We start from the raw sequence: 14064 nt of genomic DNA on the forward strand, positions 1-14064 counted from the left end.
TCCACTGATCAAGTGAGCCTGCTTTCTTTTTTATTTCGTCGATTGTCTTTCTTCGATTCTATGTGGCAATTCAACAATTTGATCTTCTACTTGTTCTTTGTTCATGAGCTTTGTCAAAAGTCTCATCGCAACAGCGCCAATATCATAAGTCGGCTGAACAACTGTTGTCAATTGAGGGCGCACCATGAGGGATAGTCTTGTGTTATCAAAACCAATCACTTCTAAATCTTCAGGAATTGATACGCCTCTATCCTGCGCTCCATGAATGACACCTAGCGCCATTTCGTCAGTAGCTGCAATCACAGCCGTCGGCTTGTCAGATTGCTCAAGCAGATTAGCGAGCGCTTCAATACCAGAGTCATATGAGTAGTCTCCTTCAGCAACAAGCGCTTCGTCAAATGCGATACCAGCTTCTTCAAGCGCACGCTTATAACCAGCAAGCTTTCTCATAGAGTTAATTGGTTCTGACATTGGTCCAGATACAAACGCAATTCGTTTATGTCCTTTTTCAACTAATAGCTGAACTGAATCATAAATGGCTTGTTCATAGTTAATGTTGACTGATGGTGTTTGTGCCTGCTCTTCAACAGATGCTGCAAGTACAATGGGTACAGGAGAGCGCTTAAATTCTTCCACATGCACATCTGTAATGTTTCCGCCCATAAAAACGATTCCATCTACTTGTTTGCCAAGCATTGTGTTTAACAAATGAAGTTCTTTATCAGTATTTTGGTCTGAGTTGCTCAAAATAATGTTGTACTTGTACATCGTCGCAATATCTTCAATTCCTCGTGCAAGCTCTGAATAGAAGATACTTGAAATATCAGGGATGATGACCCCAACTGTTGTGGTCTTTTTACTTGCAAGGCCTCGTGCGACTGCGTTTGGACGGTAGCCGAGACGATCAATTGCTTCAAGCACCTTTTTTCTTGTTGTTGGTTTTACGTTTGGATTACCATTAACAACGCGTGATACCGTTGCCATACTTACGTTTGCTTCTCTTGCTACATCATATATTGTAACATTATTCACATAAATCACTCCTTCAAATACACTTCATATCTATAGCATTCACCAATTGGATAGAGACATGTCAGATACGAGGAAAATAATATCCTATTTGTCATTAAAACGATGAAAAGAGACACATAATTTTTCAATCTACATCAAAATGACATTCTTTTATGAAATTATACACGTTTTTTCTTCATATGAAAACGTTCCCTTTCTTTTTATAACTAAATTAAACAAACTTTAATGAGCTTGTTACCTGTAAATTGAATCATATTTCACCAAAAATCGTCGTGAACGTCAGCTATGACAATGATCTTAGCAGATTCTATCGAATTTTAAAAATGAAAACATTGTGAACAAGCGTATTTTTAGCTTGCAATGTGCTCTTTTCCTTTCATTGCCAATCTCGATCATATTTTTTCATGAAAAAACCGCCGGGCTGTCATCCGGCGGCTTTTCTATTTATGATTATGCGTGAATGTTGACAAGTGGTCTTAACGCATCTAACCATTTTTCGAATTGTGGAATGTCCATTTGCTGCGCTGAATCAGATAGGGCAACAGATGGATCTGGATGCACTTCTGCCATCACACCGTCTGCTCCAATCGCAAGAGCTGCTTTAGCTGTTGGAAGAAGTAGATCTCTGCGTCCTGTTGAGTGTGTCACGTCAACAAAGACTGGTAAATGTGTCTCTTGTTTCAAGATTGGCACAGCCGAGATATCTAGTGTATTTCTTGTGGCTGTTTCGTATGTGCGGATGCCTCGCTCGCAAAGGATGATTTGGTCATTTCCTTGTGCGATGATGTATTCAGCTGCATTGATGAATTCTGAAATTGTTGCTGCTAAACCGCGTTTTAAAAGAACTGGTTTGTTCACTGATCCAGCTTCTTTTAAAAGCTCGAAGTTTTGCATGTTACGTGCTCCAATTTGGATGACATCGATATGCTCAATCGCTTCTTCAATATGAGCAGGATTCACGATTTCACTAATAACTGCAAGACCGTATTCATCTGCTACACGTTTTAGAATTTTTAGACCGTCTACGCCAAGTCCTTGGAAGTCGTATGGACTTGTGCGAGGCTTAAATGCACCGCCACGAAGAAGTTTTAGTCCCTGCTGTTTCGCTGCTGCCGCTACTTCTGCAACTTGCTCGTAGCTTTCAACGGCACATGGCCCAACGATGAAACGTTGTTTTCCGTCACCGATCGCTTCTCCATTGATATTTACAATTGTATTTTCAGGTTTTTTCTTACGAGAAACAAGAAGTGCTTTGCTGTGGTCATCTTCTTGAAGCTCTAAACCTGCTTTGAAAATTTCTTTGAAAATATGTTGAATCGTTGAATTTTCAAATGGGCCATCATTTTCTTCAAGAATTTGATTAAGCATTGTGCGCTCTCTGACAGGGTCATAACGGTTGACACCTTGCGCTTCTTTTGCCTTTCCAATTTCTTTTACAATGTTTCCTCTTTCATTGATCAGTTTTAAGATTTGAAGATTTAGTTCATCTGCTTGCTGTCTCAATTGTTCCAATTCATTGTTGCTCATTTTTGTCATCCTTTCCTCTGCCCGCTCTCGCTTTTTATTTTTGATCTCTTATAATAGGGTTTATTATAAACAAAGATTTCGGAATTGTCACGAAAAAATTCTTTATTACCCAAACGCTTTTAAGCGATAAAGTATTATGTGTAAGATTATAGCATACTTTTGATGCAAGTAAACCTTTTTTATAAAAAAAACGTCAGCAATCGCTGACGTTTTTCTACATATTATGTTCAAGCGCTTCTTTTGTAATGCTTGAGTGAGAAGCATGCCACTTTACTTTGCCACCGCTAAAGATGAGTGCCTGCGGGCTTTCGTGCTTGATCCCTGACTTTTCAGTCACATAGGATGAAAGCTCTCTTGTGTTTTGAATTTGCAAGAAATAAGCAGGAACATCCTCATGTTCTGACGCAAACGCTTCAAACTCTTGAAAAGCAGCTTGGCTGATTGGACATGTCAAACTGTGCTTAAAAAAGACAAAGGTTCCGTCTTGATTCGTTAGTTGATCAAACTGTTCTTCTGTTTCTATGAGTTGTTTAGACATGATGTGCTCCTTCCTAACTTAAGCAGCGAGTTAGCCTTTCGTGGATTGTTCTACTTTTTCTTTGACATCTTTGATGCCGTCTTCAATGTCTGCTTTTGCTTCTTGTGCTCTTACTTTTGCTTCATCTGCTACATCTGAAGCTTCATCCGCTATATTTGCTGCAGCATCTTCTGCTTCGCTTTTTACTTGTTTAGCTTTTCCAGCTGTACGATCTTTTATGTCTTTTACTTTGTCTAAAATCTGGTTTGACTGCTCTGCTACGAGCTGAGACAATTCAGATGTTTTGTCTTTCGCAATCGTCACATATTCAGTGCCTTTTTCCTTTGCATCTGTTGTGAGACGATCTGTTTTTTCTTTTAGGGCATTCGCTTGGGTGTTCAAATCATCGCGAAGCTCTTTCCCTGACTTTGGTGCTAAAAATAATGCCGTTGTTGCACCGATAATGCCACCGATAAGTGTTCCGATCAAAAAGTCTTTGCTATTGATTCCGTCTTTGCTCATGATTATTCCTCCTATGCGAAAATGGTTGTTTATTGTTGTTTACGTTGTTTCCATTTTTTATAGATTTCAAGTGCTGCGTTACTCCAGCTTACCACATCCGTGACTTTCTCTTGATTTCGTTCAACGGATGAAGAAACCGCACCAGCTGCCTGCTTGATGCTTGTATTAAATTGGTTGATCGAGCCACCAATTCCCTGCACCGCATCCACAACTGTGTTAAGTTTTGCCGATTTTTCTTGAATATCTTCAGCAAGCTGATTGGTCTTATGTAGCAACTGTGCTGTCTCTGTGGTGATGCCTTGCATCTGTCCTTCAAGACCTTCTAAAGTTGATGCGACATTCTTTAATGTCAGCTGTAAGGATTTCAATGTTTTGGACAAGTAGATGACAAGAATGAGGAAAGCGATTGCGATGAGTGCAACGCTTAAATAGAGAATAATAATCATCTGATACCTCCTTTGCTGCGGGCATATTCAATTCAATACCCTCTCGTTGTATCATTCAAACATCGCCTAGAATGACCGATTGAATAATAATTCTACACTTATTCGCCAATTCCTGTCCACAGCGAACGAAAAAAAGCGGCACATCTTGTCACATTTAGCCCCTTTGTCACATTTTATTCAAAATAAAAAAGCGCCGATTGAATCGGCACTTTTTGACAGGCAATTATACTGCGACTTTCTCATAAGCACGAAGATACTTTTGAATATCTCCTGCTCCCATAAAGACCAAGATCGCATTTTCATGTGCTTTCAGCACAGATGTCTCTTCTTCTTCAATCAATTGGGCTTGCGGAATTTTTTCCCGCAAATCTTCAATGCTTAGTTTCCCAATGTTTTCACGAGCTGAACCGAAAATATCACAGAGGTATACATAGTCTGCTTTTTTCAGACTGTCCGCAAATTCACTTAAAAATTGCTGTGTACGAGTGAAAGTGTGCGGCTGGAAGACTGCTACAATATCACGGTCTGGATACTTCTGGCGGGCTGCTTCGATCGTGACTTCAATTTCAGTCGGATGGTGCGCATAGTCGTCAATTAAGACTTGTTCACCGACTACTTTTTCATTAAAGCGTCGTTTCACACCGCCAAATGTCGTTAAAGCACCTTTGATGAGCTCTACATCAATGGCCTCATAGTGGCATAATGCAATAACCGCTAATGAGTTAAGGACATTGTGGTTTCCGTAAGCAGGAATGTAGAAGGTATCATAAAACGTATTACGTACAAATACATCAAATGTCGTGCCTTCTGTGTTTTTCACAACATTTCGTGCTTGGAAATCATTTTCTTCATTGAATCCGTAGTACACAACAGGTACTTTTGCTTGGATCTTGAGAAGATGCTCGTCATCACCGCAGGCGATGATGGCTTTTTTCACTTGAAGTGCCATGTTTTGAAACGCATCGAACACGTCATCAATATCCGTGAAATAATCAGGGTGATCAAAATCAATATTGGTCATGATCGCATAGTCTGGATGGTAGCTGAGGAAATGTCTGCGGTATTCGCACGCTTCAAATACAAAATACTCGCTGTTTTCTTTCCCCATTCCAGATCCATCACCGATTAAGTAGGAAGTTGGTTTTGCCGCTTGCATCACATGTGCAAGCAGACCTGTTGTCGATGTTTTACCATGAGCACCCGTAATTGCAACGTTTGTGAATGAATCCATGTATTCTCCAAGAAATTTATGATAACGAATGACAGGAATCCCTTCAGAAAGAGCACGCTCAATCTCAGGGTGTGTATCTGGGAATGCATTTCCTGCAATCACCGTCATCCCTGGCTGAATATTATCTGGGTCAAATGGAAGAATTTTAATATTTCGTTCTTCTAATGCTTTCTGTGTAAAGATATGTTTTTCGATATCCGATCCTTGGACAGTATACCCAGTATCATGAAGAATTTGGGCCAGTGGACTCATACCTGTCCCTTTTATTCCAACAAAATGATAAACAGTCATAATTGTACCTCCAACAAACGTCTATCTGACTTACAGTATATGACGCTCATTTCAATTTGCAACTTGTGATTTTTGTCTCTAGCTGATCACAAATCGCAGCTCCAAATAAAGATTTTTTTCCGATCTTCCTATTCTAATCAATATTAACTATGATTAGTATCCGACAACTTTCCCATTTCTAACACCTGCTTTCGCTCATTTTCGTTAAAAAGCGTTCAGACAGGCATGCGAAAAGCGTCCAATTCAAAAATTGCACCTATGTGCTATCATACCATGTTTATCAAAAAAATGAAGTGGTTTGTTTAGATCAATTGTTCTAAATCACTCAGTGTCATGAGGACCTCTCTTGGCTTACTGCCTTTTGCACCAGAGATCATTCCTTCACGTTCCATCATATCAATCAATCTCGCTGCTCGATTGTAGCCAATTCTAAATCTTCTTTGCAAACTGGATGTACTTGCACTATTTTGCTCGATGGCGAATCGGCATGCGTCCATAAACAATTCATCTTCGTCTGTAATGGCAGAGCCTTGGAGCATCAATTCTTCCTGTTCAAAAAGGAACACAGGCTTGCGCTGTTTTCTCACATGCGCTACCACTTCATCAATCTCTCGATCTGATACAAAGTTCCCTTGCAGCCTTGTCGGTTTGCCAGAGCCATTTTCTAAGAACAGCATGTCTCCTTTTCCAAGAAGCTTTTCAGCACCTGCCATATCAATAATGGTTCTTGAATCCACTTGGCTTGAAACAGAGAAAGCAATTCTTGTTGGGATGTTTGCTTTAATGAGGCCTGTAATGACATCAACAGAAGGTCTTTGCGTCGCAATGAGTAAGTGAATCCCGCATGCTCTTGCTTTTTGGGCAATTCGGCAAATGCTTTCTTCGACTTCATTTGGTGCGACCATCATTAAATCAGCCAACTCATCAATGACAACGACGAGATATGGTAGTTTTTCACCCATTTGTTTTTCTTTCACCAGTTCGTTAAATCGTTTGATTTCTCTCACACCAGAGTGTGCAAACAGTTCATAGCGTCTTTCCATTTCATCTACTACCCATTTCAGGGCAGCTGTTGCTGTCTTGGCATCAGTAATAACTGGGCTCACAAGATGCGGAATGTGATTATACGGCGCCAGTTCGACCATTTTAGGGTCGATTAACAGCATTTTCACTTCATCAGGTGAGGCTTTAAACATTAGGCTCACGAGAATGGTATTAATACAGACACTTTTCCCTGAACCTGTTGCTCCGGCAATTAAGCCGTGCGGCATTTTTTGCAAATCAACCACAACGGGCTGACCGGAAATATCCAATCCGAGCGCTGCCGTTAATGGAGATGGGTTGTCTCTAAAGGCACTGCTTCTGATCATTTCTCTCAAGAAAACCATTTTACTGTGAAGGTTCGGCACTTCGATTCCAATCGTGTTCTTCCCAGGAATCGGCGCTTCGATTCGAATATCTTTTGCAGACAAACTGAGTTTGATATCATCTGACAGGTTTGTAATTTTGTTCACTTTCACGCCTGGTTCAGGATGCACTTCAAATCTTGTAACAGAAGGACCTTGCGTCACATGAACAACACTTGCTCTGACATTGAAATTTTTCAGTGTGGCATTGAGCAGTTCTTCCCGTTCTTTCACCCATGTTCCGTCCTCTTCTTTTTGTGCTGGCGGAACGTCTAGAAGGGCTAAACTCGGAAATGCATATCCTTGTGCATCTGCCGTTTTCTTCTGTCCTTGCACGCGCTGATCACTTTTTAACATCATGACGTTAAAAGGAACGGTGGAGGTTTGACCGCTTGAGCGCTTTGGCTGTGGAGAAGACGGTTTTGGTTCTTCACGTTTTATTTCAGGCGTTTCTTCAGGTGTTTCCTCAAGCTCTTCTGCCATATCCCCGGCGATCTCTGCTTGTCCAGAGTCAGCAAATTCATCTGATGCTTCTTCAACTGGCATGACTTCATCATCTGTTAATTTTTCTTCCGGCAGAGAATCATCATCTTGCGAATCTTGTATGATCACCGGTTCTTCTTGTTCAAATGCTGCCACTGACACGTCTGCTTGACTTTCTTCTATCCATGCAGCCTCTGTTGTTTCCTCCGCAGCCTCTACTTCATTCTCTTCCAGCATCGCAGTTTCTTCTACCGGGCTTTCTATCTCCATGTCGAGTGCTGGTGATGCGCTTAAAGCTGTTTCAAATGTAAAGCTCTCTTTTTTCTCAGTATCATCTTCAAGCGGAATCATCGGCTCTTCTTGTTCAACGGTGACTGCCTGTTCTTGCTCCATCTCTAGAGGCTCGTTAGATGCTTCAGCTTGCTCCATATGTAAGGATGCTTCTCGATCGTCTTTGGTCTGTGACAAAGCTTGATCTTGATCCTCTGTCTCACTGAAAGGCTCGTCATATAAACGTTCCATCGTTGATTGAACGTGATCTTGATAAGCGAGTTCCTCTTGCAAAGTAAGCGGCGTCGTGACAGGTTGCTTCTCTGCTTGTTCTTCTGTTTGGGCTGACATCATGTCTTCCATACGTTGTTCTTTTCGTATAGACGGGATGTTCATTTGCTGTCTTACATTCCGTTCACGCTCTGCTTCTTCTGATAACAGTGTGACACGCTGTGACGTTTCTTCTGACGATTTCATTTTGACAGAAGATGTGTCTTCTTTGGCTGCTGCATGTTTAGGACGCATATCCTGGTGGTAGCCATAGATGGGTGAAGGAATTTGCTCTGGTTTAAAAGGCTTTTTATTGAGATCAGGCTGCACTGTTTGTTTTGGCTGATAGGTCGTCTGCTTTGCCTTTGGCTGACTTGGCCGCGTGCGCCTTCTTTCTTGTTGCTTTGCTGCCTCACGTGCAGGTTCATCTGGAACGAGAGGAAAGCGGAAATTGCCTTTTGGATATTCATAATACACTTTCGTATCTTCAACTTTTTTATATTCTTTATGTTGTTCAACAGCTGGCTGCTTTGGTGCAATCGGACCTGTTTCAGGCCTCTCAGCTTTTTCTTCTTTTTTTTCTTCTCCTAAAAATACACTAAAAAATTTATCTAACCAACTCATCATTTATCACTCACTTTAACTCCCCTTACGTTTTCTTGGGCGATTTTTAGTATACCATTGCTTTTTCATGCAGAAAAGCGAGAAAAGTGCTACGCTTTGCTGTTCATGCTGTCTGTAGATGAAAAAAAGTCACTAAGTACGTACTTAGTGACTTTTGGTATAACACATTCTTCGCTCATTTGTACCCGTTTATGGGAGGTTACGCTTCAAATGGTTCGCCAGCTTGGCGGCTTCCTTCTAGAACAAGGATTCCTTTTTCAGCAGGCGCATTCGGAAGATCTAATTCTTTTGCAGAACAAATCATTCCGCTTGAAGGAACACCTCTTAGTTCAGCATCTTTGATCACCAAACCGCTCGGCATCACAGCACCGACCTTTGCAACCACAACATATTGACCTTGATCAACGTTTGGTGCACCGCACACGATTTGTAAGGTTTCATCGCCAACATCTACTTGGCAAATGTTCAGTTTATCTGCATTCGGATGTTTTTCTTTTTCCTTCACATAACCGACCACAAACTTAGGTGATAGATCCACTGTTAATGTTTCACTGACACCGTTGCGGTTTAAAATTTCATTGATATCTTGAACAAGCGTTTCAGAAAGCGGTACAGATCCGTTTTCTTCAATTTTCATGTAAGTAGATGCATTGAAAATATTAAAACCTGTTGTTTCTTTTGTGTCTTGATTGAAGATTCTTACGACATCTCCAAACGTTTCATTACCTACTTCTTCTCTTGTTACATCTTTCAATGAAATAAGGAGTGTGTCGCCGACACCTTCTGCATTATAAAAAACGTTCATTCTTCAAAATTCCCTTCTACTGCTGTTTTGGTCTGCTTTTTGCAAGAATAAAGATCGGTTCAAGCTTGCCTTCGTCATATAAAAATGACAAGGCCGTAATCGGAACCGTGCCGCTGGCGAAGAAGCTCATCGACATTTGCCCTAAAATATCATAGCCTGATTCATTGCGTACATCTGCAATGATGAACACATCTTGATGGGGAACGGAAATGGCCATTTGCCCCTCTACTTTTTGCGCATATTCTTGTAAAATCGATTCATTTAAAATTCTGCTTGCATCGTACCCGTCGTTTGCACGGAAGAAATAAAAACGGTTGCCCGCCACTTCATCCATTTTCACCACAGTCTTTAGTGAACGGACGTTAAAACTTGCGGTTTCTCTGATTCGTTCTTTTGTCCAGTTTTCCTTTTGCAGCATCTTCTCGTCAATTAATCTGTAGGTGCTTCCAAGGTCAAGTGCATAGTAGATTCTTGTCTCTGCTGTATGCTCATCAAAAACGAGCGGAATCTCATCACTTGATGTTTCTGGAAAGGACGTTGAACGAATGACCGGATAAATGTGCTTCTCTTTACCTGAGATGTGCTGCGCTTCACCTTTCATAGCGCTGAGCGCCTCTTTCACATAATAAACGATCTCATCTAGTGTTTCATCAGGCTTTACTTCCCACTTTGCAATAATCGGTGGGAGCTCAAGCGTGATGCCCTTTCCTGTATGTTTATCTTCCACACGAAGCGTATCTTTTTCCCTGTCAAACTGGTGGGTCCAGCTGTCGTTCGTCAGACGGCTTTTCAATTGATTGGCAAGCTGTCTTGATGTCATTTTCGCCATGATAAGACTCTCCTTTCGTTATTTAGAAAGAGAATCTGTTAAAAATGCTTCAATCTCTTCCTTTGTCTTACGATCTTTGCTGACAAAACGGTTGATCTCTTGTCCGTTTTTAAAGACTAAAAAGCTTGGAATTCCGTAAATTTCCCACTCTGCACAAGTGTCGATGAACTGATCTCTATCCACATAGAAGTATTCAAATTCTGGATAGTTTGCTTCAAGCTCTGGCAAAAACGGCTCAATAAATGTGCAGTCCGGGCACCAATCAGCTGAAAATAGTAATACGGTTAAGTCTTCTTGAATCACTTTTTGTAATTCTTCGTTTGATTCAATTTTTTTCATGTTTGATTCCTCCAGTTTGTATACTTAAATCTCCGAATTGTATATAGCCTTTCTTTCTCATCCATTCTGATACTACCAAACTAATCACTGCCGGGCCAACGATATGCAAAAGAGCAATTGCGAGGAAAACGGATGGATGAAATCCCATGACTGTGAGAGTCATGAGCTGGCCGACAAGACCGCTCGTTCCCATACCCGCTCCTGCCGCATTATTGACCATCCCAAAGCCAATGATACCAATTGGCGCAAGAATCAGTCCTGCAATCGTCGGCGGAATGAGAATGAGCGGATTTTTCACAATGTTCGGCAGCTGTAGCTTTGAGGTTCCAATGCCTACCGCAGCAAGACCGCCAAAACGATTTTCCCTAAATCCTGCAGCAGCAAAGCCGACCATCTGCGCACAGCAGCCAATCGTTGCCGCACCAGCAGCAAGACCGCTTAAATCAAGCATCAGCGCAAGCGCAGCGCTTGAAATCGGTGAGCTAAGAGCAAGTCCAACAATGGTTGCAACCAGCATACCCATGATGAGTGGACTTTGGTCAGTCCCCCATACGATCAGCCTGCCGAGCCCTGTCATCACCGCCTGAATCCCAGGGCCGATGAAAGCAGCAGTGAGAAAACCTGTGATAATGGTCACAAGCGGCGTTAAAATAATATCAATTCTTGTCTCACCACTGATCAGTTTGCCTAATTCCACACCAATGAGAGCAGCCACGAAGCTTCCAGCAGGTCCCCCAAGCTCTGCTCCAGCGGCACCTGAAACAACACTTGCGAAAATAATTAATGGAGATGCGTTTAAGCGATAAGCAACCGCTACGCCAATTGCTGGTCCCATCAGCCCCATTGCGAGCGTTCCCATTTCCACGATGAGAGGAAATGATAACAGGCCGCCTGCTGTTTTTAAAATCAGCCCTACCACTAATGTAGCAAATAGACCTAAAGCCATATAAGAGAGTGCATCAATAAAATACACCTTTGGCGAAAGGGAAATACCCTTTCTTTTTAAATAAGTCATCAACGTCGTCTTCCTGCTTTCTCATAGGAAAGACGAAGAGGCCTGTCCTTCCCATTATATGTAGTCTTCTTACGATGAAAAATAGTCTCTACCATGAATATCATAATCATATTTTTTTTGCTTTATCAAGCACTTCTTGTGTAACATGAAAAGAAACAGGGCAAACCTTTACTAAGTTTGTGCACAAGGAGGAGATTGTTATGCAATTAACGGTTTATTTAGCTGGAGAAATCCATAGCCAGTGGCGCGATGAAATTAAGGAAAAAAGCCAGTCTTTGAAACTACCAGTGACGTTTGTTGGTCCAATGGAGAATCATGACCGATCAGATAACATCGGAGAAGATATTTTAGGCGGGCAGCCAAATGCCATCTTGAAAGACGATGCGGCTTCTGATTTGAACAATTTCCGCACCGAACTATTATTAAATAAGGCAGACGTTGTCATCGCCCGCTTTGGTGAGAAATATAAACAGTGGAACACGGCAATGGATGCTTCTTCTGCCATCGCCAAAGAAAAACCCCTTATTTTAATTCGTCCTAAAGAATTACATCATCCACTAAAGGAACTATCAAACAAAGCAAATATCACTGTCGAAACAGTGAATCAAGCGATTAAGGCGTTGTCATACGTGTTTGAACAAGAATAAGAAAAAGGGCTAAAATGAACTTGATTTTAGCCCTTTTTCTTCTTTTCAGCGTGATAGAAAACCTTTGCAGCCCTAGGAAGATCGAGTACCGGCGCGGAGCGAATTTGACATTCGTGAGCACCGGCACGCAGGACTGACAAAGAATGCGAGGGTTTGTCTACACGCTGAAGGCTGTGCTCTTAAAAGAGGCAGCCTTTTTCTTATCGTTTACACTTGTTGATAAATCGAATCCACCGTGCTTTGATCACAATTTTTCACAAGACGAACAATTAATTCTTTTGCCGCTGCATAATCATCCACATGCAAGACAGAGTGACTTGTATGAATGTAACGCGCACATACACCAATAACAGCAGACGGTACACCTTGATTTGAGATATGGACACGTCCAGCATCCGTACCGCCTGGCGATACGAAATATTGATATGGAATATTGTTTGTTTCGGCTGTATCGAGAACAAATTCTCTCATGCCTCGGTGCGTAATCATCGTGCGATCATAAATACGAAGAAGTGCACCTTTTCCAAGCTGGCCAAATTGTGATTTGTCTCCCGTCACATCATTTGCGGGACTCGCATCTAGAGCAAAGAACAGATCAGGCTGAATCATATTCGCAGCTACCTCAGCCCCTCTGAGCCCTACTTCCTCTTGGACGGTTGCGCCTGAATATAGCTGACATGAAAGAGCTTCGTCTTTTAATTCTTTCAATAATTCAATGGCAAGTCCGCACCCATAGCGGTTATCCCAAGCTTTGGCTAAAATCTTTTTCGGATTGGCCATTGGGGTAAAGACCGTTGCAGGAACGATTTGCTGCCCTGGGCGAACGCCAAGCTCTTTCGCTTCTTCTTCACTGTCTGCACCAATATCAATCAGCATATCTGACGGTTTTACTGGTTTGCTTTTTTGTTCTGGTGTCAGAAGGTGAGGAGGTGTGCTCGATACAACGCCCGGAATTGGCCCGTGATCCGTATGAACATCCACGCGCTGCGCAAGCATCACTTGACTCCACCAGCCGCCAAGTGTTTGAAAACGAATCATTCCGTTTTTCGTAATGGATGACACCATAAAGCCGACTTCATCCATATGACCAGCCACCATAATCTTCGGCGCGTTCTCTGGGCCTTTGCGGACACCAAACACTCCGCCAAGACGATCCTGTATGAGTTCATCGGAATATTTCTCAAGTTCCTTTTTCATAAAAGCACGCACATGGTGCTCATTACCTGGAGTTCCTTGTAGTTCTGTTAAATTTCGGAAAAGCGACATTGTTTCTTCGTTCATTTGACAGTTACCCTCATTTCTATGTAATGACCATATAAATTCCTATAAAAATAACACTCACTTTATACTATAAGAATTCTTTCGGTTTTCCAAGTATCTCTCCAGAAATTTTGAATATGCTTTCAAGTATTCGGATTTCTTAACATCGCTGGACAAGTTTTGTATAATGGAAAAAACAGCAATACGGAGGTGCAGCACGTTGAAGTTAAAACATGTTCTGATTGGTGCGAGTATTGGCGTAGCCGCTGCAATTGTTGCAAAGAAAGTCTTTTTCCCGACGTATATCTCGTCTGAAAAAGCGTTAAAAATTGTGAAATCCGCTTTTAAACAGCGCGGCCCGATTGATGGCTCTTGGATTTATACTGTACCAGAACCGTATACCGTAAATGGTGAAACGATTGATGTGTACAAGTCTGGCATTACACGCTCCGCTTTTGGCGAGCTGGAACAGTATGAAGTCATGATTGATGCTAAAACAGGCATGATCGTTGATGTTATTGATTCTGTTGCTTAATAAGAAAGCTTCGCA

14 protein-coding genes are annotated in these 14064 nt (G+C 41.8%); 2 read left to right on the plus strand and 12 right to left on the minus strand.

The window, feature by feature from the left end; genetic code table 11:
- Window positions 1–30 precede the first annotated feature (30 nt).
- From ccpA to NST24_RS13870, 11 genes are all read right to left on the minus strand, one after another.
- Window positions 31–1032 (minus strand): catabolite control protein A, encoded by a 1002-nt coding sequence (gene ccpA / locus NST24_RS13820; protein ID WP_008343056.1) that lies wholly within the window; start codon window positions 1030–1032, stop codon window positions 31–33.
- 450 nt (window positions 1033–1482) lie between these two features.
- The gene (locus tag NST24_RS13825; RefSeq protein ID WP_017358315.1) at window positions 1483–2559 is read right to left on the minus strand and encodes a bifunctional 3-deoxy-7-phosphoheptulonate synthase/chorismate mutase; all 1077 of its coding nucleotides are present in this window, start codon (window positions 2557–2559) and stop codon (window positions 1483–1485) included.
- A 214-nt stretch (window positions 2560–2773) separates the two neighbouring features.
- On the minus strand, window positions 2774–3097 hold the full coding sequence (gene ytxJ, locus NST24_RS13830; protein WP_007501805.1) for a bacillithiol system redox-active protein YtxJ: 324 nt from the start codon (window positions 3095–3097) through the stop codon (window positions 2774–2776).
- Between the two features lie 30 nt (window positions 3098–3127).
- Window positions 3128–3598, minus strand: a complete 471-nt coding sequence (locus NST24_RS13835; RefSeq protein WP_041092587.1) for a YtxH domain-containing protein — start codon at window positions 3596–3598, stop codon at window positions 3128–3130.
- Window positions 3599–3627: 29 nt separating this feature from the next.
- Window positions 3628–4044, minus strand: a complete 417-nt coding sequence (locus tag NST24_RS13840; protein WP_342461900.1) for a DUF948 domain-containing protein — start codon at window positions 4042–4044, stop codon at window positions 3628–3630.
- Between the two features lie 223 nt (window positions 4045–4267).
- Complete coding sequence (murC, locus tag NST24_RS13845; protein ID WP_008343047.1) at window positions 4268–5566, minus strand: UDP-N-acetylmuramate--L-alanine ligase; 1299 nt, start codon at window positions 5564–5566, stop codon at window positions 4268–4270.
- A gap of 302 nt (window positions 5567–5868) precedes the next feature.
- The gene (locus tag NST24_RS13850) at window positions 5869–8622 is read right to left on the minus strand and encodes a DNA translocase FtsK (protein WP_342461901.1); all 2754 of its coding nucleotides are present in this window, start codon (window positions 8620–8622) and stop codon (window positions 5869–5871) included.
- Window positions 8623–8818: 196 nt separating this feature from the next.
- Window positions 8819–9424: a YtpR family tRNA-binding protein gene (gene ytpR / locus NST24_RS13855; protein ID WP_342461902.1), complete on the minus strand. Its 606-nt coding sequence runs from the start codon at window positions 9422–9424 to the stop codon at window positions 8819–8821.
- A gap of 16 nt (window positions 9425–9440) precedes the next feature.
- Window positions 9441–10253: a DUF1444 domain-containing protein gene (locus tag NST24_RS13860; protein ID WP_008343044.1), complete on the minus strand. Its 813-nt coding sequence runs from the start codon at window positions 10251–10253 to the stop codon at window positions 9441–9443.
- Window positions 10254–10271: 18 nt separating this feature from the next.
- Window positions 10272–10592 carry a thioredoxin family protein gene (locus tag NST24_RS13865; protein WP_003217665.1) on the minus strand — a complete coding sequence of 107 codons (321 nt, stop codon included), beginning with the start codon at window positions 10590–10592 and terminating at the stop codon, window positions 10272–10274.
- Window positions 10579–11607, minus strand: a complete 1029-nt coding sequence (locus NST24_RS13870; RefSeq protein ID WP_019743715.1) for a PTS sugar transporter subunit IIC — start codon at window positions 11605–11607, stop codon at window positions 10579–10581. The genes NST24_RS13865 and NST24_RS13870 overlap by 14 nt, the downstream gene beginning before the upstream one ends.
- Window positions 11608–11807: 200 nt before the next feature.
- Here NST24_RS13870 and NST24_RS13875 point away from each other — a divergent pair, with 200 nt between their 5' ends.
- Complete coding sequence (locus tag NST24_RS13875; RefSeq protein WP_342461903.1) at window positions 11808–12254, plus strand: YtoQ family protein; 447 nt, start codon at window positions 11808–11810, stop codon at window positions 12252–12254.
- Between the two features lie 207 nt (window positions 12255–12461).
- On the opposite strand, the gene NST24_RS13880 is transcribed toward NST24_RS13875, so the two are convergent.
- A complete protein-coding gene (locus NST24_RS13880) occupies window positions 12462–13535 on the minus strand; it encodes a M42 family metallopeptidase (protein WP_017358321.1) in 1074 nt (357 codons plus the stop codon).
- 199 nt (window positions 13536–13734) lie between these two features.
- Between NST24_RS13880 and NST24_RS13885 the strand changes: the two genes are divergently transcribed.
- Window positions 13735–14049 carry a PepSY domain-containing protein gene (locus NST24_RS13885; RefSeq protein ID WP_003217759.1) on the plus strand — a complete coding sequence of 105 codons (315 nt, stop codon included), beginning with the start codon at window positions 13735–13737 and terminating at the stop codon, window positions 14047–14049.
- Window positions 14050–14064 lie beyond the last annotated feature (15 nt).

The organism is Bacillus sp. FSL R5-0286, assembly GCF_038593245.1.
GTDB lineage: Bacteria > Bacillota > Bacilli > Bacillales > Bacillaceae > Bacillus > Bacillus altitudinis.

Coding starts and splice junctions, on each gene's coding strand:
- NST24_RS13825 (WP_017358315.1), bottom strand. CDS start 2,559: ATGAGCAACAATGAATTGGAACAATTGAGACAGCAAGCAGATGAACTA.
- ytxJ (WP_007501805.1), bottom strand. CDS start 3,097: ATGTCTAAACAACTCATAGAAACAGAAGAACAGTTTGATCAACTAACG.
- NST24_RS13835 (WP_041092587.1), bottom strand. CDS start 3,598: ATGAGCAAAGACGGAATCAATAGCAAAGACTTTTTGATCGGAACACTT.
- NST24_RS13840 (WP_342461900.1), bottom strand. CDS start 4,044: ATGATTATTATTCTCTATTTAAGCGTTGCACTCATCGCAATCGCTTTC.
- murC (WP_008343047.1), bottom strand. CDS start 5,566: ATGACTGTTTATCATTTTGTTGGAATAAAAGGGACAGGTATGAGTCCA.
- NST24_RS13850 (WP_342461901.1), bottom strand. CDS start 8,622: ATGATGAGTTGGTTAGATAAATTTTTTAGTGTATTTTTAGGAGAAGAA.
- ytpR (WP_342461902.1), bottom strand. CDS start 9,424: ATGAACGTTTTTTATAATGCAGAAGGTGTCGGCGACACACTCCTTATT.
- NST24_RS13860 (WP_008343044.1), bottom strand. CDS start 10,253: ATGGCGAAAATGACATCAAGACAGCTTGCCAATCAATTGAAAAGCCGT.
- NST24_RS13865 (WP_003217665.1), bottom strand. CDS start 10,592: ATGAAAAAAATTGAATCAAACGAAGAATTACAAAAAGTGATTCAAGAA.
- NST24_RS13870 (WP_019743715.1), bottom strand. CDS start 11,607: ATGACTTATTTAAAAAGAAAGGGTATTTCCCTTTCGCCAAAGGTGTAT.
- NST24_RS13875 (WP_342461903.1), top strand. CDS start 11,808: ATGCAATTAACGGTTTATTTAGCTGGAGAAATCCATAGCCAGTGGCGC.
- NST24_RS13880 (WP_017358321.1), bottom strand. CDS start 13,535: ATGAACGAAGAAACAATGTCGCTTTTCCGAAATTTAACAGAACTACAA.